This window comes from Pedobacter polysacchareus (assembly GCF_019802255.1).
Lineage (GTDB): Bacteria > Bacteroidota > Bacteroidia > Sphingobacteriales > Sphingobacteriaceae > Pedobacter > Pedobacter polysacchareus.
This window is the reverse complement of sequence record NZ_JAHYSS010000004.1, coordinates 554,755-579,855: the sequence shown is the minus strand read 5'-3', so window position 1 is coordinate 579,855 and position 25,101 is coordinate 554,755. Positions and strand designations below refer to the sequence as shown.

General features: G+C 41.2%; 20 protein-coding genes and 2 tRNA genes. 6 read left to right on the top strand and 16 right to left on the bottom strand.

Translation table 11 applies throughout. The annotated features are described in order from the left end of the window. Positions 1-364: 364 nt before the first annotated feature. The 9 genes from K7X70_RS13765 to K7X70_RS13725 all read right to left on the bottom strand — a co-directional run bounded on the left by K7X70_RS13765 (position 365) and on the right by K7X70_RS13725 (position 14,465). Positions 365-1,975 (bottom strand): SusD/RagB family nutrient-binding outer membrane lipoprotein, encoded by a 1,611-nt coding sequence (locus K7X70_RS13765; RefSeq protein ID WP_222537596.1) that lies wholly within the window; start codon positions 1,973-1,975, stop codon positions 365-367. 23 nt (positions 1,976-1,998) lie between these two features. Then, positions 1,999-5,220 carry a SusC/RagA family TonB-linked outer membrane protein gene (locus K7X70_RS13760; RefSeq protein WP_255607186.1) on the bottom strand — a complete coding sequence of 1,074 codons (3,222 nt, stop codon included), beginning with the start codon at positions 5,218-5,220 and terminating at the stop codon, positions 1,999-2,001. A 230-nt stretch (positions 5,221-5,450) separates the two neighbouring features. Beyond that, positions 5,451-6,461: a FecR family protein gene (locus tag K7X70_RS13755; protein WP_222537594.1), complete on the bottom strand. Its 1,011-nt coding sequence runs from the start codon at positions 6,459-6,461 to the stop codon at positions 5,451-5,453. A gap of 251 nt (positions 6,462-6,712) precedes the next feature. Then, complete coding sequence (locus K7X70_RS13750; protein WP_222537593.1) at positions 6,713-7,297, bottom strand: RNA polymerase sigma factor; 585 nt, start codon at positions 7,295-7,297, stop codon at positions 6,713-6,715. A 216-nt stretch (positions 7,298-7,513) separates the two neighbouring features. Continuing rightward, positions 7,514-8,758, bottom strand: coding sequence for an efflux RND transporter periplasmic adaptor subunit (locus K7X70_RS13745; protein ID WP_222537592.1), 1,245 nt, complete (start codon positions 8,756-8,758; stop codon positions 7,514-7,516). A gap of 126 nt (positions 8,759-8,884) precedes the next feature. Further along, on the bottom strand, positions 8,885-12,061 hold the full coding sequence (locus tag K7X70_RS13740) for an efflux RND transporter permease subunit (RefSeq protein ID WP_222537591.1): 3,177 nt from the start codon (positions 12,059-12,061) through the stop codon (positions 8,885-8,887). 5 nt (positions 12,062-12,066) lie between these two features. Next, positions 12,067-13,458, bottom strand: a complete 1,392-nt coding sequence (locus tag K7X70_RS13735) for a TolC family protein (protein WP_222537590.1) — start codon at positions 13,456-13,458, stop codon at positions 12,067-12,069. A gap of 78 nt (positions 13,459-13,536) precedes the next feature. Next, positions 13,537-13,974 carry a hypothetical protein gene (locus K7X70_RS13730; protein ID WP_222537589.1) on the bottom strand — a complete coding sequence of 146 codons (438 nt, stop codon included), beginning with the start codon at positions 13,972-13,974 and terminating at the stop codon, positions 13,537-13,539. Positions 13,975-14,012: 38 nt separating this feature from the next. Continuing rightward, positions 14,013-14,465 (bottom strand): DsrE family protein, encoded by a 453-nt coding sequence (locus K7X70_RS13725; RefSeq protein WP_222537588.1) that lies wholly within the window; start codon positions 14,463-14,465, stop codon positions 14,013-14,015. A 116-nt stretch (positions 14,466-14,581) separates the two neighbouring features. Between K7X70_RS13725 and K7X70_RS13720 the strand changes: the two genes are divergently transcribed. After that, complete coding sequence (locus tag K7X70_RS13720; protein WP_222537587.1) at positions 14,582-15,163, top strand: NADPH-dependent FMN reductase; 582 nt, start codon at positions 14,582-14,584, stop codon at positions 15,161-15,163. Positions 15,164-15,166: 3 nt separating this feature from the next. After that, the gene (locus K7X70_RS13715; protein WP_222537586.1) at positions 15,167-16,096 is read left to right on the top strand and encodes a hypothetical protein; all 930 of its coding nucleotides are present in this window, start codon (positions 15,167-15,169) and stop codon (positions 16,094-16,096) included. Positions 16,097-16,253: 157 nt separating this feature from the next. Here K7X70_RS13715 and K7X70_RS13710 read toward each other — a convergent pair whose 3' ends face one another. The 4 genes from K7X70_RS13710 to K7X70_RS13695 form a co-directional block, all read right to left on the bottom strand. Further along, complete coding sequence (locus K7X70_RS13710; RefSeq protein ID WP_222537585.1) at positions 16,254-17,261, bottom strand: LLM class flavin-dependent oxidoreductase; 1,008 nt, start codon at positions 17,259-17,261, stop codon at positions 16,254-16,256. 87 nt (positions 17,262-17,348) lie between these two features. After that, positions 17,349-18,380 carry a LacI family DNA-binding transcriptional regulator gene (locus K7X70_RS13705; protein ID WP_222537584.1) on the bottom strand — a complete coding sequence of 344 codons (1,032 nt, stop codon included), beginning with the start codon at positions 18,378-18,380 and terminating at the stop codon, positions 17,349-17,351. 144 nt (positions 18,381-18,524) lie between these two features. Continuing rightward, positions 18,525-18,597, bottom strand: a tRNA-Phe gene (locus tag K7X70_RS13700). Positions 18,598-18,967: 370 nt separating this feature from the next. After that, positions 18,968-19,040: transfer RNA gene (locus K7X70_RS13695), tRNA-Phe, on the bottom strand. Positions 19,041-19,216: 176 nt separating this feature from the next. Between K7X70_RS13695 and K7X70_RS13690 the strand changes: the two genes are divergently transcribed. Genes K7X70_RS13690 through K7X70_RS13680 form a run of 3 tightly spaced genes read left to right on the top strand, consistent with a single transcriptional unit; the run spans position 19,217 to position 22,130 of the window. Continuing rightward, entirely contained in the window at positions 19,217-20,512 is a 1,296-nt protein-coding gene (locus tag K7X70_RS13690; RefSeq protein WP_222537583.1) for a 4Fe-4S dicluster domain-containing protein, read from the top strand. Between the two features lie 30 nt (positions 20,513-20,542). Then, positions 20,543-21,343, top strand: a complete 801-nt coding sequence (locus tag K7X70_RS13685) for a (Fe-S)-binding protein (protein WP_062550343.1) — start codon at positions 20,543-20,545, stop codon at positions 21,341-21,343. Further along, the gene (locus K7X70_RS13680) at positions 21,333-22,130 is read left to right on the top strand and encodes an MBL fold metallo-hydrolase (protein ID WP_222537582.1); all 798 of its coding nucleotides are present in this window, start codon (positions 21,333-21,335) and stop codon (positions 22,128-22,130) included. The genes K7X70_RS13685 and K7X70_RS13680 overlap by 11 nt, the downstream gene beginning before the upstream one ends. Here the strand turns inward: K7X70_RS13680 and K7X70_RS13675 are convergent. Continuing rightward, positions 22,096-22,581, bottom strand: coding sequence for a hypothetical protein (locus K7X70_RS13675; RefSeq protein ID WP_255607184.1), 486 nt, complete (start codon positions 22,579-22,581; stop codon positions 22,096-22,098). The genes K7X70_RS13680 and K7X70_RS13675 overlap by 35 nt on opposite strands. Positions 22,582-22,629: 48 nt before the next feature. On the opposite strand from K7X70_RS13675, the gene K7X70_RS13670 reads away from it, so the two are divergent. Further along, a complete protein-coding gene (locus tag K7X70_RS13670) occupies positions 22,630-23,109 on the top strand; it encodes an ABC transporter ATPase (protein WP_222537581.1) in 480 nt (159 codons plus the stop codon). 80 nt (positions 23,110-23,189) lie between these two features. Here K7X70_RS13670 and K7X70_RS13665 read toward each other — a convergent pair whose 3' ends face one another. Then, positions 23,190-24,230 carry an isoaspartyl peptidase/L-asparaginase family protein gene (locus K7X70_RS13665; protein WP_222537580.1) on the bottom strand — a complete coding sequence of 347 codons (1,041 nt, stop codon included), beginning with the start codon at positions 24,228-24,230 and terminating at the stop codon, positions 23,190-23,192. Positions 24,231-24,288: 58 nt separating this feature from the next. Beyond that, positions 24,289-25,011, bottom strand: a complete 723-nt coding sequence (gene mtgA / locus K7X70_RS13660; protein ID WP_222537579.1) for a monofunctional biosynthetic peptidoglycan transglycosylase — start codon at positions 25,009-25,011, stop codon at positions 24,289-24,291. Positions 25,012-25,101: the final 90 nt, after the last annotated feature.

Genomic DNA, 25,101 nt, shown 5'->3' with positions numbered 1-25,101 from the left:
ATAAAGTTCAGTCTTTTTGTCGAAACCTTATTTTTTAGGCTGTAATCAAGGATTTTACCATTTTGAGACCCCTTACAGGCTATATACCTCGTCCTCAAATTGTAATCTCAATTCAATAATTTGAATTCCTGTTTTCTAAAATTAGAATTATTTCTACATTTGTCCTTGAGAGCGTTAATTTAAACGGGGGTAAGTCGGAGGACTTGCTCCCGTTTTCCTTTTTAAGGACTTTTTTACAAGCTCTTTCTGCAGGCCATAAAGAGCTTCCCAGGGGATACAAAGAATTGGCCAGGGGCTAAAACAAAAAATCCCCGCCGAAGCTGGGATTTGATTTATTTATTAAAAGAGAGCGTAATTAGTTTATTTATTGCTTATCCCACCATACCCTGGAAGTCAGTACATCTCCTCCAGGAATCGAAGCTACCGCAGCATTATAATTCGCCGTATTGAAACCAGCCTCATCAATAGGATAAGGGAAGCGTCTTGGAATGGTACCATTCGTAGAATTTCCAGGATAAACTACCGGTGTCAATATAGGGAACCCTGTTCTTCTCCAGTTAGACCAGGACTCATAGAAATCCAGTTTTGAATTGGTTAATACCCAATATTGCGTATTGATCATGTTTAAACCATTCACTGCATTGTAAGGATTAGCATCTACATAAGCGTTTGCTGTAGCCTCAGGAACACCTGCAGCTGCATCATACTGCGACAAGTAAGTCATTGCAGCTACTACTCCTTTGCGGTAATGATCAGCAGCACTTCCAGCAATTCCGAAACGCTGTGCTGCATCAGCAAGCAGCAATTCAGATTCTGCATAAGTCAATACGAATGTTGGTCCACTTTTCTTAATCAGCGCCGGACTAGGCGATGAGTAAGCCGTGAAAGTCGTAAAACTTGGATCAAAAGAAATCCCCAGATTTGGCACCAGACTTAAATCCTTGCCATTTGGCATCCCTTTTTGTACTGCCGGATCGGCATTCGCTGCTGGATTTTGATCTTTAGTAGCGTCATTCACATATAAGTTCGTCACTGCAATTTTTCCCAGACGTGGATCATTCGTACTTTTCAAATAATCAATAAATGTTTTTGACCATCTGGTGTAATAATTCTCCTGTCCACCGCCACCTGTTAAAATCTGGCTGTTTCTATTGATCGTAATCCTATCCCCTTTTTCATCTCCCATCAGGAAAGCATTGTCGTCATTACTGGTCATGGTATTACCAACCACCTTTTGAACCCAGGTTTGTGCCGTTGCCGGATCAACTTTACTCAAACGCATCGCGATTCTTAACAGCAAAGTATTTCCAAAGCGTTTCCATTTATTCACATCGCCATTGTAATAAACGTCACCACTTGGTTTGTCTTTAGCAGGATCCAAAGCAGCTGTTGCTTCACTCACTTCTTTCAGCAAATCTGCATAAATCGCCTGTTGTTTGTCATACACTGGGAAATAGGTTTTATCGTAATAACCAATCCCTGCCTGAGAATAAGGGACATCACCATATAAATCGGTGATTCGCTGAAACACTAAAGCCCTCATGATACGAGCAATCTGGTGTAGATTAGCATATTGAGGTTTGTCTTGCGTAGATTTAACCACATCTACAATTGGTCTTACCTGTTCTGCATAAGCACCATCACCACCTGTTGGATTTTCTCCTTTAAAGCCCCAGTAAGCGGCTGTATATCCTGCATTCAGAATGTACTTATCCCCTGCCCAGTAACCAATTACAGAAGACATGCCCTGCATCATGGTAGAACAATAGATTAAATTTGCGCGCCAGGTATCGTAACTAAAATCTATACTTCCAGAATACCCAAGCTGGGCGCTGGTCAGTACAAAGTTAGGGTCAAAGTTTCCTGGATTATAGGTAGAAGGATCTGTATTGATCACATCGAAATTCTTTCTGCAACCTACTGAAGTAAGCAAACAAACAGCAGCGATTATAGTCAGTTTAAATATCTTTTTCATATCAAATATATTTGATTTCATTATTAAAATTTCACACTTAGATTTAGTCCGTAAGTACGGGTTGGGGGCACACCACCTAACTCCATTCCTTTAGCATTGATGCTATAATCAGACTCAGGATCGATATTGTCTGTATGCTTCTTAAAGAAAAACAGGTTACGTCCTACTAAGCTTAATGTTGCTCCTTTGATCACATTGTTAAACACTTTACCTGGAAAGGTATAGCCTAACATTAACTGACGAAGCTTAATGAAATCTGCATTCTGTACAAATTTGCTAGATATATTATTGGCTACTCCTGTATAATAGGTTGCAGCATTTGCTCCAAGTGCTTCACGATTTTCCAAGGTCGCTTTGTGTAAACCAAGTACATAACCATAATAATCTGTTGCAGAGAAGATTTTACCACCAAATTTGCTATCAATCAAGAAAGACAAGTTCAGGCCTTTGTAAGAGAACTCATTGTTCCAACCTGCTACATATTTTGCATAAGCGGACCCAAAAGGCTTCAATTCGCTGCTTTGAGGAATACCAGCGCTATTCAGCACCACATTACCATTTGCATCATATTTATAATCAAAAGCTACAATTTGTCCAAAAGGAAGGCCAACGATGTTCTGGGTAAAGCCATTTCCTGAACGTGAGGTTGATCCAGGTAAGATGGTTTGACCATCTGCAAGAGAAAGCACTTTGTTATTGTTCACAGAACCATTAAATGAGGTCGTCCAACGGAAATCTTCTGTTTGAACAGGAATACCAGAAAGCAATAATTCCACTCCTTTATTCTGTAATTCACCGATATTCAATATCGCGCCAGAATAACCGGAAGTAATTGATGCCGGAGCCCTTACGATCTCATCTTTAGATTTTTTGTTATACCAGGTCAGGTCTACTGTTAAGCGGTTATTAAAGAAACGTGCTTCTGCACCAATTTCAAACTCAGAAGCAATGGAAGCTACTAAATCTGTATTCGGGATATAAAAATTGGAAATCAGTCCAAGTGGTTTTCCATTTAGGGAAGCTGTATTAAAATTATAGGCTAATTGTGTTTGATATGGATCCGTAGCCTGTCCTACCTGTGCAAAACCTGCACGGATTTTACCAAAGCTCAACCAATCATTTTTAACCAGTTCAGAAAACACAAATGAACCGTTTACTGAAGGATACAAGGCGTTTAAAGCATTTGTTTTTCCTGGAGTAGCCAATGTAGAATACCAATCATTACGCAATGATCCGTTCAAATAAAGGTAGTTTTTATAGCTCACATCTAAAGTACCATAGATGGCCATTACTTCGCTTTCCGAAGGTTTATATACTGGTGTAGACTGTAATTTGGCATTGGTAATTACATATACATAAGGAACAGCAAATTCATTACCTGTCATGGTAAAGGTTTCCGATTTCGTTCTTCTATAACTTCCACCAATATTAGGGGTAATTGTGAAATCGTCTATGGTGAATGCCTTTCCTGTTAACACATCGGCATTGATATCCGAGAAATTAGTGCTGGTTTCAGAAATCGTTCCTTTTGGACGATAAGCAGTTCCAGTAGGCACTACCGCTGTATAACGGTCATTATAAGCATCACGACCTACACGTCCCTGAAGAAATGCACCATTGTTGAAATTATAACGAAGGCTTACCGAGGAAATCAATCGCTGTCTTTTGGTATTATTAATGAAATTATTAGCTGCAAACCATGGATTTGTAGCAAATGTATTTGCAGAATAAGCGTATTCTGATCCATCATCATTTACTGTTTTTTTCAATGTTCTTACGTCTACACTAGTTGGTAATAACGTCACATTGTAATTGGAGTTACCCGCACCATCACTTAGGAAAGGCCTGTTTTTTGCCTGCTCCAAAATATAGTTTGCACGAGCATCTACTGTTAGATTTTTAGTGATGTTATAGTTCGCGCTTAAGTTAAATGATTGTCTGTTTAGCCCAGACCCCGGAGTAATCGCTCTGTTCGATAAATCACTTGCCGAAAAACGAATAGAACCTCCCTCAAAACCACGGTTAAAAGCAATTGTATTTGTAGCGGTTCCTCCGGTACGGTAAAAATTCTCCAGGTTATCTTTTTGCGCTACATAAGGGCGTAAAACACCATCGAACTGCATTACATCGCTGCCATCCAATCTTGCGCCCCAGCTCGACTGTCCTGTTTGAAAAGCACCTGCCTGCGTAGTCGGTTTTATTCCGTTTGCGCCATTTCCATACACATATTGCCAATTTGTTGGATCCACCATTTTTTCAATCACATAGTTAGAATTGAATTCAATAGAATTTCCTTTTCCACTTTTTGTAGTGATCAAAATAACACCTGCTTTACCACGTGAACCATAAAGTGCAGAAGCCGCAGCTCCCTTTAGCACAGAGATCGTTTCAATGTCATCAGGGTTAAGGTTACCAATCGCATCTCCAAGATCCGGAGCATTGTCGTACTGCTGTCCTGCTGCACCATTTGGTTTGTTCTCCATTGGAATACCATTCACTACATATAATGGCTGGTTGGTTTGTGATATACTGGAAACCCCACGAATCGTAACGTTAGTAGAGGCTCCAACCCCACCTGCAATAGAACTTACATTCAGACCGGCAACTTTACCGACTAATGAGTTCATCACGTTATTCTCTCTGGCCTGAGTCAGCTCATCACCTTTTACCTCTGTAACTGAGTATCCTAAGGCTTTTCTTTCTTTTTTGATGCCTAAGGCTGTGACTACAACTTCAGACAGGAGCTTAGAATCTTCATCTAATAAAATATTCAATGCACCAGGCGTGGTGATCGTAACTTGTTTAGTGATATAGCCCAAATAGCTCAACACCAACACATCCCCAATATTTGCATCAATCACAAACTGGCCGTTTGAGTTGGAGCTGGTTCCTACCTGAGTACCTTTTACCTGGATGCTTACGCCAACCAAAGGCTGACCGCTCGCATCTCTCACCACCCCATTAACCTTCAAGCGATTGCTATTTGCAACACCAGAAAGACTAAGGTTAGGCATACTGGCTACATTTTCTGCAACGCCAATATAATTTCCCATTAACCTAAATTCCAGACTTGTCTTTTCACGAAGTTTATTGAGTACATCCTGAAGTGGTTCATTCTTAAAATCCAGGGTCAGGTTTGACAGTGCAGCAATCACTTCTTCATCATAAACGAAGGTCACATTGGCCTGCTGTTCAATTTTCTTAAAGACTTGTTTGACGCTGGCCTTCACTACTTTAAAGCTCATTGACTGGGCTTTTGTGTGGTTCGCCATCAGTAGTGTGCTAAAACACACTTGTATGCCAATAATAATTGTAGAAATGCGCATGCATTTTCGGAATATAGGCAAGAATTTGCCGTAAAAATTCATCATATTTGTTTTGGTTTAATTTTTAAACTGAAGCCTACTGTCTATGGGTCTCAAGCATGTACACAGTGGCTAATCTTTTTCCGGGGGCATCTTTTGTCCCCGGTTCCTTACTTAGCTACTAAGGAGGAGGCGCTCTTAATCGTTATACTGTCATCGGCGATTTTATATTTAAAATGTTTAGTAAAGCCTAAAATATCCATGATCACGGATAAATGCTGATCTCCAAGGGTGATCGAGATCTTTTCATCTAGCAGTGATTTGTCTTCTGCGTTGATTTTAACGTTATATTTCTTTTCCAGGACAGAAAAGACATTTCCTAAAGTTTCCTGCTCAAATACCAGCTTACTCCTGCACCAGGCATTTACTGCGATTTCCGGTGCTTTGGCTTTAATCAGGTTGTTTTTAATCTCACTCAATACCACCTGTTGCTTTGGCAGCAACATAATGGCCGGCTTTTTCTCCGTTCCAGCCATGGTGACGCCTACCTTACCTGTCACCACACTTACTTTGGTGCTGCCTTCTTTTTTATAAGCGCGAACATCAAATGAGGTACCAAGTACTACTACATTCAGGCTGTTTGTTTTCACGATAAAGGGCTGACCGCTTTTATGTTTTACTTCAAAAAACGCACGTCCATCTACCAGCTCTACCGTACGGTTCTCCTTATTGAATTTTTTCGGGTATTTGAATACAGAACCGGAACTCAGCCATACTTTGGAACCATCAGGTAAAAGAATCTCCATGATTTTCTTCTCCGGAACATTCACCATTTTCTTGTCTGCCTGAATAAACTGATCTGTGCCCAACTGCCAGCCAAAAAATACCAAGGCCAATACTGCAGCCGCTGAAGTTATTCTGAAAATCAGGCTACGAAGTGTCAGCTGTTTTTTAACCGGAGTTTCCAAAGGCTCCTTGTTCAGGAATCCTTTGCTTTTCAGGTCCTCAAAAAGTCTTTGTTTCACTTCTCCTTCGCTTTCCGGTGTTTTGGTCTCGACTTTCTCCAGCCAGCCCTGCTCAGCAGCATCATCATACCATTGATTCAGCAACGCTTTCTCTTCGGTACTAGCTTCTCCAGCGAGATATTTTTGTGCCAATCGTTTCAGTTCGTTCCTATTCATCTGAATTTAATAACCCTCATTTCTCTTATAGAGTCTGATGGAAGGAAGATACCCTTAGTCTAAAAAAAATATATTTTTAAGAGGAGATAATAATTGGTGTGTGTGCGGAAAAAGATGAAAAGGAAAGGATTCCTAAATGAAGACAAGGTCTATCAAATTAAGGCATCGAAAGGTGCTTAAGATCATAATTGACTGATTTTAGGAATAAGGTTAAATGGGCTATTCCGACAGAACACAGAATAATAAGATGCTTAAAAAAACATGGTGATCGTATACAGTACGATAAGGAAATGAAGTACATCACCTACATTGGATCTGATAATCCGTAAGGCTTTAGTCAGGTGAGCTTCTGCTGTTTTTTGGGAGATGTTCAATTGAGCAGCAACTTCGGCAAGCGATTGGTCCTGCAATTTATTGTATTGAAATACCAGACGGCATTTTTCGGGTAGTTTATTCGACAGCTCGGTGATGATCTCTAAAAGTATCTTGTGGTCAATATCGATCTCTGAGGTGGCATTGGCTGTTAAAAGACCAACAATGTTTTCCTGTTGTTTTGATTTTTTCTCTTTGGAAAGATAACGGAATACTGCATAACGGGTCATGGCTGCTAAGTAAGAAGGAATACATTCCATATTTAGCCCTGCTCTTTTTTTCCAGATCATCAGAAAAACATCCTGAACAATTCCCTCTGCTGCTTCCTGATCCTTTAAAAGCTTATGGGCAATATAATAGAGTTTGTCCCAATACAAATTGTAAATTTCTGTAAAAGCGAGCTCATCACCCTGTTTAAGGCGCAGCATAAGTCCATCGTCCGGAGTTGAATGGTTAGCAATCACAGTTTGGTTAGAAGTTTGGTTAGTTGTTCAAAACGAATCTAACATAAAAATAACAAAAAGTGTATTCAAAAAATAAATATTTTGTGATATGTATAATATATTACAGATCCTGTGTAACTAATTTCGGCGATTATCAATTAAATCGCGGGGAAGCCCGCGATTTAATTTAATAGTGGCTTTCTAGCCTTCGTTATTTTTGAAAGGAAAGCATAGTTTTTATTCTTTAAACGGTAAAGGTTGCTCTCCTTCCTTTAACTCTTCAGTTCCCTTTCTGAAGACCTGATCGTTCACATTTAAGTCGCCGAATACTTCCAGCAATGCCCCTTTACGTGTACCTATCATGACTGGAACTCTCTTCACTACCTCATCTACCAGTTTCACAATAAACACACCTGATTGTGCCTGCACAACCGTCGAAGCTGGCAGCCAAAAAGTAGGTTGCGGTCTTCGCATGTCCATAATCACTTGTGCATACTCTCCACCTCCCAGTTGTCCGTCTTTATTAGCCACATCAAACTCAGTCGTTACTGCCCGCAGCTTTTGCTGTAGGAAAGCTGCATTTCTAGACAATGAAGCATGAAATACTTTGCCTGGCAAGGCGCTCACTGTGAAAGAAGCTTTCGTATCTTTTGAAATCGCCCGACTGTGTTTCTCTGGAATTGCCACCGTTAATCTCAGACGGTCGTTTTGAACAATGGAGAACAAAGGAATTGTACTGTTCTCACCCACCAATGCACCAACAGACACATTTTTGTCCATTACTGTACCATCAAAGGGAGCTCTGAGGTTTAAATACTGCTGCAATTGATTGGAGATCTGAGTATTAGATTTTATGGCTGCATACGCAGCACTGTCACTTCTCAACTTGCTCCAGGCCTTATCCAGCTCAATCGCTGCTACTGCTCCGGATTTACTGGCTGCCTTCTTTAGACGCTCAAAACTCTGGCGACTGTACAAATAATCTTCATAAGATTTCCGTTCATCAGATTTTGCAGATTGGTAACGCTGGGCGATTTCAGGAGCTTCCAGCACTGCCAGCAACTGCCCTTTTTTCACTTTTGTACCTCGATCTACAAATATCTTTTTCACAAAGCCTTTCACTTTTGGATACACCAAAACCTCTTCATAAGGTTTCAATTCTCCAGGTAAAGAAAGCTGGTATATGGGCTGTTCCAAAACAGGTTTTACAAATTGGCTTTCGGCATCTTTTGCAGCATCACCTTTTCCAGCAATTGTAAGATTTGTCCCCTCTGCTTTACTGCTTTCACCAGTTTTGCCACTGTCCTCGATTTTGTCTTTACCACTTCCATCGCCCTCCCCAGAAGAACTGCCTACATTTTTTTCAGTGCCGGCCTTCCCCCCATTCTCCTGCTTTGAGGATCCGGAAGCACATGCCGCTAAAACCATAGGGATCAACAGTAACAGGGTATAATTATAGTTTTTCAGAAAAATACTTTTCATTGGAATACATTTATTTGTCAACGGTTATGAAGCGATCATCAGCATATTCCTTACTATTTGTAAGTGATAGGCTCATGACTATAAGCGGTGTAAGTGACATGCTGATGATCATTTCCTATTTGAGAATTATAAAGAAGAATTTAATACGTTTTTATTGAATGGGTCATCAGGATCCAGGCTCAGGCTATCTGTGGTTTTATTTTTCATCACCAGAACAAATAGCTGTGGTAAGACCAGTAAGGCAGTCATGGTAGATAAAATTAAACCACCAATTACCGCTTGTCCCAATGGGGCAATTTGTTCTCCACCTTCTCCCATTCCAATGGCCATGGGCACCATACCGGCAATCATGGCCATTGTAGTCATAATGATCGGGCGTAAACGTGAAGAAGCAGCCAATAATGCCGCCTGTTTCACGGCCATTCCATGTTTAAGCCGGTTCACTTCTGCCTGATTGATCATCAGCACTGCATTAGACACGGACACGCCTACCGACATGATGATGCCCATATAGGATTGTAGGTTTAATGTACTTCCACAAGCGAGTAGCATCAGTAAACTTCCACCAATTACCGCAGGAACTACTGCAAGGATCAATCCCGACAAAGCGAAAGACTGATAATAGGCAGTCAACATCAGGAAAATCACCACAATCGCAACCGCCAATCCGGTTTGTAACCCCGATAAGGTTTCCTCCAATAATGGCATCAAACCTTCTGAGCTGACGATTACCCCTCTAGGCACTTCACCTACCTTCTTTAAAACCTCATCCACTGCTTTAGAAGCAGCTCCTAGGTCTGCACCATGCATATTTGCCAGGACGGTCACATACCTGTTTGGCCCCTGACGGTTCACTTGTGCTGGTAATTTTACCATCTCCAGTGTAGCTACGTCTTCCAATACCGGGCGCGATTGTCCGGTTTTAAGTGGCAAAGAACGCAGCTTATCTAAAGATTCCATATCTGGTTCCGGCACCTGAACCTGTACCTGAAACACCAATCCAGACTTCGGATCTATCCAAAGATTCTTATTGGTAAATCTGGTAGAAGAGGTAGCCATAGTTAGCGCTTTACTCACATCATCCATGCTCAGACCAAATTGCGCGGCCAATTCCCGATTTACATTAATCTGTACACTTGGATAATTGAGCGGTTCAGCAATTCGGACATCCCTTAGAAAAGGGATATTTTTCAATTCTTTCTCCATCTTCAGTGCATATTTCTCTGCTCCTTTTATTTGTCCGGCAGCTACCTTAATCTGCACAGGATTCATCGCCCCCTGGCTCATAATTTTCTCCACCAGTTCCATCGGCTCGAAACTGATCCGCAGTTCAGGCAATTGTTTGTTCAGCTCATTCCTGATCTGTTCTTTCAATCCTGCTATGGCCTCAGTATAGATCTTTTGATCGACAGACAGCTGTAATACCGCTTCATGTGAAGCACTGGTAAAAAGAAAAATCGGATTAATAGCAGTGGCAGAAGGCTGTAGACCCACATAAGCAGAGCTAATCTTTACTGCACCTTCTGGCATTTGGGCTTTGATGATCTTCGTCATCTTTGCCAGGTAATCTTCGGTTATTTCAAGTCTGCTGCCTTCTGGTGCCAGCATACGAATCTGAAGATCTCCGCTATTACTAGCAGGCATAATATCTGTACCTATCTGTTTACCGGAAACACCAATCATCACCAAGACCAATAATGCGTACAGACCAACCACTAAAACCATTCGCTGCTGTCCTCCACGGATCAAGATCAGGTAACGACGTTTAAACTTTTCAAACCTTGTCAATTTCTTGCTATGGAGGGCGATTTTATGGTGCTGAAAAAGCTCCGGCTTCATTAACCAGTTGGCCAGAATAGGCACAAAAGTCTGAGAAGCAATAAAAGAAGCAATCATAGCAAAAGCAACGGCCAGCGACAATGGCATAAACATATCTTTTGGAATCCCAGTCATCATGAAAGAGGGGATCAAAACCGCCAGAATACAGAAAAGAATCAGGATTTTAGGGACAGAAATTTCTAACAGAGCATCAAGAATGGCCCTTTGTTTGGGCTTCTCCATTTCAAAATGTTGGTGAATATTCTCTATGGTTACCGTAGCCTCATCCACCAGAATCCCTATGGCGAGGGCCAGCCCACTCAGTGTCATCACATTGATCGTTTGCCCAAACATATAGAGCATAATGACCGCCGAAAGAATTGCGATTGGAATGGTCAGTACCACAATTAAGGCACCCCTGGAATCTCCAAGGAAAAGAAATACCATCAATCCAGTTAAAATTGCCCCTAATACCCCTTCATGAATCAGATTTTCTAAAGATCGTTCAATATAACGGGACTGATCAAATACATATTTCACATCTACATCTTCCGGCAATGCTGCTTTCAATTTCGGAATGGAAGACTTCAGGTTTTCTACGACTTTAAGTGTGGACGCATCTGCTTTTTTAATGACCGGCAGGTAAACAGATCGTTTGCCATTGATCACGGCATATCCTGTGGTCACATCTGCTGCATCCTCTACACTGGCAATATCTTTTACGAAAACATTGGTTCCCGAACCGGTTCTAATTGGAATATTCAAAAACTCTTCTGGTCCGGTAGCCATCGTATTGGCTGGACTCATCAGGTTCTGATCCCCGATTCTGATGTTTCCGGCAGGTGCAGGAAAATTGTTTTTGGCAATAGCCATTGTGACTTCTTCTGCGGATAAACCGTAAGAAAGCATGAGTTCTGGATTTACCTTGACTACCATTGTACGGGCATTTCCACCAAAAGGTGCTGGTGCGGTAACACCTGGAATGGTGACAAACATCGGCCGGATTTTAGTCAACGCGAGGTTTTGCAATTCCGTAATAGAGCGATGCGAACTTTCAAACACCAATTGTCCGATGGGCAGGGAACTGCCATCAAAACGGACTACCTGCGGTGGCACTGCACCCGGAGGTAGGAACCCCATCGCCCTGGCCACTTGTGCGGCCAATTCTCCTGATGCCTGGGCCATATCAGTACCAGGGTAAAAGCTGAGCTTCATCAACGTGAATCCCTGTACACTTTTGAAGTCAATTCCTTTTACACCTGATACAAAAATGAGGACCTTTTGAAACTCATTGGCCATAAAGCCGTCCATATAAGCAGGAGTTAGTCCACCATAAGGCATGGCAATATAAATCACCGGCAACTCCACTTTAGGAAAAATATCGACATTGATATTCTTAATGGCGGTAAAGGAAAAATAGGCGATCGCCAGTACGGCAACCATTATTGTTAAAGGTTTTTTTAGCGCAAACCTGATCATATTCATAGTTCTTATTTAAGTTGGTTAAACAGAAAACTGTAGTCGCCACTCAGCTCTGCCTTGGTATTTAACTGGGTCCAAAGCTCCTGATGAACTTCAATATTGCTTTTCTCTACCTGCTGTAATAAAGATTGAATCTGCAGGAGATCTGTCAGGTTAATCAATCCGGCTTCATACCTCGACAAATAAAGCGCATAAGCCGCGGTAGTTTTCTGCACTGCCGATTCGGTTTTTGACACCTGTTTCAGCTGTGCCTGTATCCTTGAAGAGATTGCCTGCAAGCTGGTATTCATTTGAAGTTTTTGCAGCTGATACCTGGATTGGGCGGCATCAACTTGCTTTTGGGCGCGTTTCTTCTCCACCGAGCCGGTATAAAGGCCGGTTAAGTTCCAACTCAACCCCACACCAACCAGATAATTCTGTGCTCCGTTATTGAATCCTGAAGCATAGTTATTTTGCACAGTTCCATCGGAATTTATTCCGGTACCACGGGCGGAAAACCCTGCCAGCAGCGAAATAGAAGGCAATTGCTTTCTTCCTATCACTTCCTGCTGTACCTGCTGTCCCCTCAGCTGTTTGTCTAATGTTTGCAGGAAAGGATGACTAGCGGCAACAGAATCCGCATTTTCTACGGCAAAGAGTTTCCCCATATATTGCTGCAATGGAACAAATTGTTCCCCAACCAGTGTGGGTGCCAATTCCTTGACATTCACTTGTCCGGCCTGATATTTTCCGTTCCAATCTTCCTGCTGGGCCTGGGCTTGTAGATAGGCCGCCGCTGCCAATGCAGTGTCTGCTCCAGGTTTCAATCCCGCTTCAGCCAAACTCACGGATAAATCAAGAATCTCTCTTACCCGAAGCGCATTTTTATCAGCCCAGGTTCTACCCGAGCTGGTGTACAGTAAATCCAGATAACGACGTGTGGTTTTAGCACGAAGCGCTAGCTTCGAAGCCTCCAAATTATGCTGTGCTTCCTGCACTTCATATCCCGCAGCTTCGATCATCTTCTGCTGCTTTCCAAACTGGGATACTTTCCAGTCCATCAACACAGAGCCAAAGCTGTTCATCGTATTGCTGCCAGATCCTGGCTGGCCAGTCCCACCATTTCCACTCACATTAAATACACCCGGAACTGGGAAAAAGGCACCATTAGTACCTTCAAAGGTGCCCAATGAGTTTTGTAGTTGTAGTTGAACTTGTGGAATCGCCGCATTGCGCAATTCCTTTTTCCGATATTCGGACTCCTCAATCCTCGCCTGCTTTTCAGTAAGCGATGGATAATGATCCGCTGTCAATTCCCATAAGCGGGAAAGAGAAAGTTCTTTATGCTGTTGCGAATACCCACTGACGCCCGATAGCATCAGCAACATACCCGTCAAATAAAGAGGGGTTTTCTTCATCATCAATAATTAAAATTTTAGAAATAAGTAATGAGGGTGAAACTCAGAAAGAGTGACACCTAATAGATGAAAAGCGGGATTCTATATCAGTAAAAGCCTGTTTTTGATAAACAGGGGAACCGGAGAGCCGGAAGGAACCAAACCTGAAGTTACACTGGAAAGCTTGTCTTTTTTAAGCGACAATACAGACAGTAGAAAGGTTGGTAACAGAAAAAATAACAGCAGGCCGGATGACGACTGCTGCGTAATACTGGATTTAAAAATGGTATTTCCATCTTCGGAAGCTATGGCTGGCGCACAGGAAAGGCCACCATCCGTACTCAGTAAATCTCTTAACGACAAGATTTTATTGAGCTTCATTGTCGTATGGCTGACAGGACTAACTTCCGTAAAAAAAGATTGAAGACCTTTTCTCACAGCACACGCAGAAAGTAGAAAACAGCCCATCAATACAAATAGCAGCAAAGACTTCGCTCTGCCGGCATTTTGATGAATTCTGGGTTTTATTAGTTTATGCATGTGCTGCAAACATAGCCATTTTTTAGGCTTACAAAAACTTAAGGATGAACAATTGCCCAACCTTCAGCTTCACGAATGATGATTTCGCCATTGCCAGAAGGTACAAAACTAATGAAATCAAACAGCTCAGATTTATCAATTTTTCGCTCTCTCAATGTGTTTTCACATTGTGCTAAAACTACTCCTTTAGCCTGTAAAGCCTTTAGTGCAGCTTCATAGCTGCTATTTTTATTGTAAACCGCTACCCCATCTCCAAACACAATCAGCTCCACTTCTAATTTACCTTTCAGACGAGGATCTTCCAATGCATTTTTTATGTTACGCAAGCAGCCATTGATTCTTTTTTCTTCTCCATTATTTAAAACATACAATGCTTTGTAATGCTTTTTTGTTGCTTTTGCACCAGTAAAAACCGGTGTCTCTTGTGCCATTACCGGACTAAAAAACGCGCTGCATACAAATAGGGACAGGATCAGAAGGAAATTTCTCATGTTAAATTTGGTTAAGTATTTAGAACTGCAATATATGTTTTTTAATGGGGCAGATCAAAATCCAGTCCTAAGGAGATTTCCTATCTTTAGCCAGTGCTAAACGAAATTATTAGGCTATGTCTCATAAAATAAATATCCTTGCCATCTCTGGAAGTACCCGAAAAAATTCCTCCAACGGAAACCTCATCAAGGCAATAGCCGCACTGACTACAGACATTTTTAAGGTGGAAATTTTTGAAGGAATCGATACGCTTCCCCATTTCAACCCAGATCTGGATTATGGAAAAGTAGAAGAAGATCCACAAGTAGCAAATTTCAGAAGAAAAATAAGTGCTGCGGATGCGATTTTAATTTGTACTCCAGAATACGCAGTTGGTGTGCCAGGAACCTTAAAGAACGCGATCGACTGGACCGTGTCTACGATGAACTTTTCCAAAAAACCTGTCGCCCTAATTACGGCTTCTACTGCAGGGAGCAGAGGTCATCAGTCACTTTTAGGTACATTACTGATTATTGAATCCAGCATCACCACGGATACCCAGGTATTGATTTCCTCCATTCAAACGAAAATCAATTCAAGTTTAGAAATCACAGATCAAGAAACGCTAAACCTGATCAACAAGCTAATAAATTCATTAGCAGCAATGGTCAATGGAAATGTTCCTGTGGAAGCGCTATTACCAGCTCCTCTTCTTTAAATAATGAAAGCTAATATGTTTCCCAAACTTTCCATCAGTCTTTCTATTCCATTACTTTTTGTAGGTTGCTGGTCATTGCTTTTCCTCAATTCCTGCAGTAATGACAACAAGCAGGATAAACATCCGGAAATAAAGTACTTTCCTGATTTTAATGCATCTAACCCCAACATGCAACTACAAAAACTGAGTGCAGCCGGAGAAGATGTGCGGAGAGTTTACGTAACCAGAGATAAGAAAAGACTCATTGTACTGATCAAACCTGCGCAAAAAACTCCTGAAAACAATTACCAATTCAGGCTCTACGATGAACAGCTTCATCTTGTTAAAGAAATCACAGCCCCTGAATTGGATGGATTATTTGGCCAGGACGACCTGGAAAATATCTATGCCGGTAAAGGTTATTTTGAACATCACAGTTTTCAATACCGACCAATTCAACAACTACACATAACCGATCAACCAGGAAAAGAGAAGAAATTTATAGAAAAGGATATGAAAAGCTTCGAGCAGATGCTAAAAATCCGTGATACCTTACTTAGCTTTCAGCGAAAAGACTATAAAGGAAGTTTCTATTTCCTTAAAAATTCGGGAACAGTTTATCAGATATTCTTCAAAGATTGTGCGTATTGTGAAAGCAAGTATAATGCAGCTGAATCTGTTTCAGAGTATCGTGCCGCAGATAACGGAGCCGATCAGGTATTAAAGCCCTCAGAAAAAACCTTACGCGGATGGATTCAAAAAGAACCCTTATTCTATTATCAACTGAAGCCTGAAGGTGGAAAGGTCGAATTTAAAATCAGTTATCCGAGTGAAAATCTGTCAGATCAGATGAAGAAAATTGATTTTGCTGGAAAAGCTCTACTGCTGTATCAGTTGCCAGGAAAACCAGTTGCTACGCTTTACTTTTTCAAAAGCCTTCATCAAACGCCCTGATTGAAAACGTCCAGTCGGCTTTATGAACATCAAACAAGCGCTATAATCTTCCAATCGGCGGGAACCCAAATAAAAAGAGGATAGGCTTTGTGCTAGCCTATCCTCTTTTTATGTAGGTGTAAAAATTCCCTTATTTCATCTTGTAAAAACCTCTTAATTAAATCCCTTTAAAAACTTCCGAAAGCAATTTATAGGACTTTAATCTTGCCTGATGATCAAAAATATGAGAAGTAGCCATAATCTCATTCACCTGAGTCTGATCTAAAAACTGCTGTAAATCATTAGCAATTGTCGCTTTATTACCTGTAAAGGTACAAGCTAACATTTGTCCAGCCTGTTCTTCTTCATATTCCGTCCAAACCTCATCCATATTATCTACAGGAGGTTGTAAAAGCATCCGTTTTCCAGTTACGATTCCTCTGAACAACTGGTACAATGAGGTGGCTATTTTGTTCGCTTCTTCATCAGTATCCGCAGCAACAACATTGACACAAGCCAACACATACGGTTCTTTCAAATCCTCCGAAGGTTTAAAGTTTTGTCTATAAATCTGAATAGCTGCCAGGAATTGTGCAGGTGCGAAATGACTAGCAAAAGCATAAGGTAAACCTAAAGCGGCAGCTAAACGTGCACTATCCGTACTGGAACCCAGTATCCAGATCGGAATATCTAAGCCTTCACCAGGAATTGCCCTGACACTGCTATTGCTGTTTTCGGCAGAGAAATACGCTTGGAGTTTCAATACATCCTGAGGGAAGCTATTGGCAGCATTCATCCTTTCGCCGCGAATCGCCATTGCAGTGACCTGATCAGTACCAGGTGCTCTTCCTAATCCGAGGTCAATTCTTCCCGGATACAAAGATTCCAGTGTACCGAATTGCTCAGCAATCACCAATGGAGAGTGGTTTGGCAGCATAATACCCCCAGAGCCTACCCTGATTGTCTTTGTTCCACCAGCAATGTGTCCAATCACGACAGAAGTTGCAGAGCTTGCTACGCTGATCATGTTGTGATGTTCGGCCAGCCAATATCGATGATAACCCCAATTTTCCGCATGCTGCGCGAGGTCTAAACTATTTTTAAAAGTATCAGCAGGAGTTTTCCCCTCTATAACAGTAGCCAGATCCAATACAGAATATGGAATGGAAGTCAGTTCTTTCTTCATGTGAATTAAATAAACACAAAAGTACGACCAAATTGCTTCCTATATCCAAGCCCCTACGTGTTATGACTTTCAATTCACAAGTCGCCATCAAGATTCGCTTTTTGCGACCGTTGAGCCTCTTTCTATAAGGTTTGATGCGATCTGCAATTTCGTTGCAGCAGAATTTTCCGGCGTAATCCCTTTCATTTGAGAGAGTAAAATATCAATGCCATATTTTGCAATTTGGTAAACGGGCTGTTGAATGGTAGTAATTCCAGGTGGGTAGACACTGAATATCTCTGTATCGTCAAAACTGATAAAGGCCAGATCCTGAGGAATACGCAGTCCCAATTCTTTAACGCTGATGATGCCCATCACTCCGAGATAATTTGTGGTGAACAGAATGGCATCCATTTCGGGATGTGCGTTTATAAATGCTTTAATTTGTTTCAGTCCTTCTGATTTATCCAGGAGATAGGGCAGTTTAAAAATCAACGCTGGATTTTCTTTGATCCCATTACTGATTAAAGCGCTTTTATAACCAGACAAACGTTCATCCAATTGAATCAAATCCAGATCTGAAGTCACAAAACCTATATTTCTATATCCTCCTTCAATAAAACAATTGACTGCTTTTAGCACGCTGTTATAATTGTCGACCAGCACATGGGAAATGTTAAGACCGGGAAAATACCCATCTACCAGCACCACTGGCTTCCCCTGATCAATAAGTTTCAGAACTTCTTCTTCCAGCCCTTTAAAAGGCGTAATGATATAGCCATCTACCAATTGCTGTGTCAGCATACGGATGGCTTCTTTCCCCTTTTTAACATTATTGTCTGTGCTGCAATAGATGATGCGGTAGCCAGATTTTTCTGCCTCTGCCTCGATCACCTTGCTCATCTCGCCGAAAAACGGTCCACCAATATTCTCTACCACCAGACCAATTACTTTAGAAACACCGGTTCGGAGACCGATCGCCATCCTATTGGGTTCATAGCCGATCTCTTTGGCGGTATCCAGAATTTTCTTGCTGATCTCTTTACTGATATGTCCTTTGCCATTTAAAACAAAGGAAACCGTGGTAATTGATGTATTGGTTAATTTTGCGATGTCTTTAATAGATACCTTCTTGCTCATTTTACTTCTTTAAAAAGCCTTGATTTTTATTTTTCATGATGAATTTCGAGGGATGAAAAGAAAGATAATTAAAAGGTTCCAATAAATAACGCGAAAAAAATCTTTAAAACAAGAAAGCTCCAGATTTCTCTGAAGCTTTTGAAGTGGTGTGGGCCGGGATCGAACCGGCGACACAAGGATTTTCAGTCCTTTGCTCTACCGACTGAGCTACCGCACCGTTTAATAATCTTGTCCCGTTGTTTGGGATTGCAAATGTAGGGTCTTTTTTTGAAAAACAAAATATTATTTGAAAATAGTTAAACAATTATGGGTGCTGAATTAAAAAAATGAACCTAACTATTTATAAACCAATGAAATCTATTAGGGATATTTTTTTAAAAAAAATGGTCATCAGTACATTTAAACATTGTTTATCAATTAGCCTAGGTCAGTCCTCGCTCTATTCTATCCGGATAAGACCGTTTAGTTAAAGTTAGCCATGACCTTAGTTAGCCATTGCATCTTCATGATGTTCTGGAAAGAAGTTAAAAGGAAATATAAAAGTTGATAAAACAAGAAAGCTCCAGATTTCTCTGAAGCTTTTGAAGTGGTGTGGGCCGGGATCGAACCGGCGACACAAGGATTTTCAGTCCTTTGCTCTACCGACTGAGCTACCGCACCGTTTAATAATCTTGTCCCTTATTTGGGATTGCAAATGTAGCATCTTTTTTTGTAATTCAAATATAAATCTTCTTTTTTTATTTAAAAAGGCAATAAAGCTTATTTTTATGCTTGCATAGTAATTTGTTTTGCAGGATTTCTTTTAACTTAGCCAGACTATAATCAGAATCAGAAATATGGTGTTACAAATCCTATTTATAGCAATTACACTGGCAGCAGTAGCCTTGTTCAGTTATAATTTAAAGAAAGTGATCCGCAATATCCGCATAGGGAAAGCGGCAGATCGCACTGATCAACCTCAAAAAAGGTTCATGACCATGGTCAAAGTAGCCCTTGGACAAACAAAAATGTTCTTCCGTCCGGTTCCTGCTTTTCTGCACCTGATCGTTTATGCAGGATTTATCATCATCAATATCGAGGTATTAGAGATCATGATTGATGGAATTTTCGGTACACACCGGATTTTTGGTGGCCTTGGACCTATTTATAACTTTTTAATTGGGTCTTTTGAAATTCTGGCTTTAGGCGTATGGTTAGGCTGTGCGGTATTCCTGATCAGAAGAAATGTGCTCAAATTAAAAAGGTTCAGTGGTGTGGAGATGAAGAGCTGGCCTAAATCTGATGCCAACTATATTTTGATCACAGAGATCTTATTGATGACTGCCTTCTTATTAATGAATGCAGCAGATGCAAAATTACAGGCCATGGGTGCCTCACATTATACAGTAGCCGGATCTTTTCCGGTGAGCCAGTACCTGACGAACTTATTGCCAAACTCGGAAGGGGCACTGATTGCGATAGAAAGAGGCTGCTGGTGGTTCCATATCATTGGAATATTAGCCTTCCTGAACTACCTTCCCTACTCAAAACACTTCCACATTTTGTTCGCATTTCCAAACACCTATTTCTCCAATTTGGAGCCTAAAGGAGAATTTACCAATATGCAGAGTGTGACCAATGAGGTAAAAGCCATGCTGGATCCCTCATTTAGTCCACCAGAAGCAGAACCTGGCAGATTTGGCGCTAAAGATGTGAACGACCTGAGCTGGGTGAATCTGATGAATGCCTACACTTGTACAGAATGTGGTAGATGTACCTCGGTATGTCCGGCAAATATCACTGGGAAGCTATTGTCTCCAAGAAAAATCATGATGGATACCCGCGACCGTTTAGAGGAAGTAGGAAAAAACATTGACAAAACAGGAAACGGATTTGATGATGGAAAGTCGCTGATCGACTCGTACATCAGCAGGGAAGAAATATGGGCCTGTACCAGCTGCAATGCCTGTACAGATGCCTGTCCAATCAACATTGACCCATTGGCCATCATCACCGAACTGAGAAGATATGCGGTGATGGAAGAGTCACAGGCTCCGGCCAGTATCAATGCCATGCTGGGCAACATTGAGAACAATGGTGCACCATGGAAATATTCTCCGGCCGACAGGTTGAACTGGGCCAAGAAAAGTTAATCAAAATATTAAATCTGTTATTTAGCTAAGATGAGCGAGCAACTAAATTTTGAAGTGCCTACAATGGCAGAAATGATAGCGAAAGGCGAAGAACCAGAAATCCTTTTTTGGGTAGGCTGTGCTGGAAGTTATGATGAAAGGGCGCAAAAAACCACTCGTGATATATGTAAGATCCTGCACCATGTAGGCATTAAATATGCCGTTCTGGGAACGGAAGAAAGTTGTACAGGAGATCCGGCAAAACGCGCAGGAAATGAGTTTCTTTTCCAAATGCAGGCCATGACCAATATAGAGGTACTGAATGGCTACAATATTAAAAAGATTGTAACCGGATGTCCTCATTGTTTCAATACTATTAAAAACGAATACCCGGGGTTAGGCGGCAGCTATGAAGTGATCCACCATACTCAATTGATACAAGACCTGATCAATGATGGAAAACTTAAAGCGGAAGGCGGAGAAAGCTTCAAAGGAAAAAAGATCACTTATCATGACCCTTGTTATTTAGGCCGCGGGAATGATGTGTATGAAGCGCCTCGTAAAGCGCTGGAAGTACTTGATGCGCAGTTAGTGGAAATGAAACGCTGCAAATCTAATGGATTATGCTGTGGTGCCGGTGGTGCACAGATGTTCAAAGAGCCTGAAAAAGGAAATAAAGACATCAATATCGAGAGAATTGAGGAAGCATTGGAAACTCAGCCACAAGTAATCGCGGCTTCTTGTCCATTCTGCATGACCATGCTGAGTGACGGTGTGAAAATGAAAGATCAGGATCAAAATGTACAGGTGTTAGATATTGCAGAAATTACCGCCAGAGCGAATGGCTTATAACCCACTTTCTATTGCCTCCTTAAATTCAGGGAGTAATGGCAATTGCTATTACGTCGGCAATAACGAGGATGCGATCCTGGTAGATGCCGGACTCTCTTGCAAGGAGACAGAAAAGAGAATGTCAAGATTAGGCTTGAGCATGGATAAAGTGAGGGCGATTTTCATTTCCCATGAGCACACAGACCACATCAAAGGGCTTTCTGTTCTTTCTAAAAAATTCAACTTACCGGTATACATTAGCCCAGGAACTTTAAAAGGCTGTAAATTTGAGCTTAGACCTGATTTAATCAGAGCTTTACCAAGCCATGAGGCCATCATTGTAGGAAACTTATCCATTATAGGTTTCCCTAAAATACATGATGCTTCAGAACCTTACAGCTTTATGGTTTCCTATGGCGAGACAAATATTGGTGTCTTTACCGATCTGGGAGCCGTTTGTGAACAACTGACTCATTATTTTAAACAGTGTCATGCTGCTTTTCTGGAAACCAATTATGACGATGATTTACTGAGTAAAAGTGCTTATCCTTATTTCCTAAAACAAAGGATCAGTGGAGGAAGAGGTCACTTGTCCAATAAGCAGGCACTGGAACTCTTTACCACACATAAACCTAGTTTCATGAGTCATCTGCTGCTTTCTCACCTTTCGAAAGACAATAATTGTCCGGATTTGGTCGCCAGTTTATTTAAAGAGCACGCGCTCGAAACAGAGATCATTGTAGCCTCCAGGTATGTAGAAACTGCAGTATATACTATTTCTGAACCTGTAGCTGCCCATTCATTTTAATCAGTCGGTTGGAGAGTTCGGTTAAGTCTTTTGGTTCTAGCTTTTTTGTAGGGATCACCATAAAGGAAGCCATGCTATCTACATCCCCATCCTTTTTATCATTATAGGTTTGTACGATTACATCCTCACCCCTGGTGAGGAAAAACAACCTTCCGGTGGTATCCGTTTCAGCATAGTCTAATCCTTTAAATTTCATCAGGTTAAAAGAGAAGTACTCCACTTTTCCATTTGAGAAAAAACGTTTATATCGGCAGAAACCACTGTTGGTAACATTCAGTTCATAACGTGCTACTTCCTGGTTTTCGGCTGTATGATCATACAACTCCAACAGCCTTTTCTGAAGATAAACAAGTTCCTCATCCAGAAAGGATTGCACTTTAAAAGCCATAAAAATCAGGCATGACAATACCCAGAGGCATATTTTCAAGTTTAATGTAAACTTTTTCATCATGATCACGTTTTAGAGAAATCAATTTAAATAAATTACTAAATTTGAGGTATGTCTTTTTCTCCACAATCAAAAGTTTGGGTATACCAAAGCAACCGTGCATTCACGGAAACTGAAGCCGATGCCATTCAGCAAAAACTGAATGAATTTGCGGCAAACTGGAAAGCGCACGGCCATCAATTAGCTGCCAAAGCATCGGTACTATACAACTTCTTTATTGTCCTTACAGTAGATGAAGCGAGTGCTGGCGTAACGGGATGTTCTATAGATGCCTCCGTAAGGGTGATTAAAGAAATTGAACAGGAATACGGCATAGATCTTTTCAACAGGTTTAACATGGCCTATAAGATCGACGATCAGGTGATCGTAACCAACAAAGAAGATTTCGAGACCTTAGTGAGCATTAAAAAAGTAAACCAGGAAACGACTGTATTTAACAATATGGTTCAGACATTGGAAGAATTCCAGACCAAATGGGAAGTTCCTTTTGAGCAAAGCTGGCATAGCAAAGTGTTTGCACATTTGTTATAGTCCTCAATAACAGCATTAAACCTGAATGGAGCGATTGAAATTCAATCGCTCCATTCAGGTTTTTTTATATATAGATTTTTTTATTTATAGATGAATACCGCTATTTTTCCGTCTGCAGTAATCGTACCACGATACATCCCTGCGGTATTGAAGGGCATAGCCACGTGTCCTTGCTGGTCCATGGCAATTAAACCTCCATCTCCACCCATTTTACCTACTTTTTCCAGGGCTGCTTTTGAAGCCTCTGCTACGGTCATGTTTTTATATTCCATCATGGCTGAAATATCATGGGCAACTACATTTCTTATATAAAACTCTCCCCAGCCAGTGCAGGAAATTCCTGCTGTCGCATTGTTTGCATAAGTTCCTGCACCGATAATTGGTGCATCTCCAACCCGCCCATACTTTTTATTGGTCATACCACCGGTAGAAGTTCCTGCAGCGAGATTCCCTGCTTTATCTAATGCCACAGCACCCACTGTACCGAATTTGTAATCACTATTTTGGGTTCCCAATTTTTCCGTTTTCTTACTACCGTGATCCAGCACCGCTTTCACAGAATCCTGCTGGATCGCCTTTTGCAAGCCATCCCAACGTTCTTTAGTAAAGAAATACTTAGGATCCACGATGTCCAGTTTTGCCTGCTTAGCGAAAGCTTCGGCACCTGGTCCCACCATCATCACATGTTCGGATTTCTCCATCACTGCCCTTGCTGCACTAATCGGATTTTTGATTACGGTTACTCCGGCAACAGCTCCGGCCATCAATGTTTTACCATCCATCACCGCAGCGTCCATTTCATTTCTACCGTCATGGGTAAAAACAGCACCTTTACCTGCATTAAATAAAGGAGAATTTTCCATCACCTGAATCGCTGCTTCTACAGCATCCAGGCTTGATTTACCTGCTTTGATCGCATTGTACCCAGCCTGTAAAGACTTTGTTAAATCAGCTACATAGGCCGCTTCCTTTTCAGGGCTCATGTTCTTTTTCAGGATGGTTCCGGCACCGCCATGAATCACCATTACATATTTCTGCTGTCCGTAAACTGTGCTGCAAAAAAAGAGCAGCAAGCAGGATAAAAGATAGTTTATTTTAAAGTTCATCATCTTTCTTAGCATATTATAATGTTAAAGCCGGTTAAAGTTATAGAAATCTAACCATTATCATATAAACAGACTAAAAATCAAGCGGACCTAATCTGCGCATATTTTTCATGATCAGGTATTGTCTGTGGCGAATATAAGGAGTTGCATGTTTCGGCGACCAGCGGATAGGGTTTGGAAAACACGCGGCAATTAATGCGGCCTGTGCCCTGCTCAGCTTAGTACAGGATTTTCCATAATAAGCCTGTGAAGCGGCTTCGGCACCATAAATCCCATCTCCCATTTCTATCACATTGAGGTAGACTTCTAATATGCGCTCTTTGCTCCAAAAGATTTCGATGAGCAAAGTAAAATAAGCTTCAAAACCTTTACGGATCCAGGAGCGACCTGGCCATAGGAATACATTTTTGGCAGTTTGCTGAGAGATCGTACTTCCTCCCTTAATCTTTTTACCTTTTTGATTGGCAGTAAAAGCCTTTTCGATCGCTTTTACGTCGAAGCCGATGTGTTTTAGGAAAAGTTGATCTTCTGCAGATACAGCAGCCCTTTTCATATTGTCTGAAATCTGATCAAAGTCTACCCATTTCTTTTCCATTTTATAAGGCTTGCCATCGGCTTTACGCTCGATATTCCTTTGGACCATTAACAAGGTGATGGGCGGATTTACAAATCGATAAAACAATACCCAAAGCACAGATACCATCAAAAACCAAAGGAATACTTTGGTAACTATGCGGGTGATCTTTTGAAATAAAGGGGATTTAGTTTTACGAGGGTTGCGTTTCTTAGTTGCCATTACTCAAAGGTAAGAAGATTGGGGAATTCCATATCTGTTGTTTGGCAAAAAAGGCAATATAAAAAGGGCTCTGATAAATCAGAACCCTTT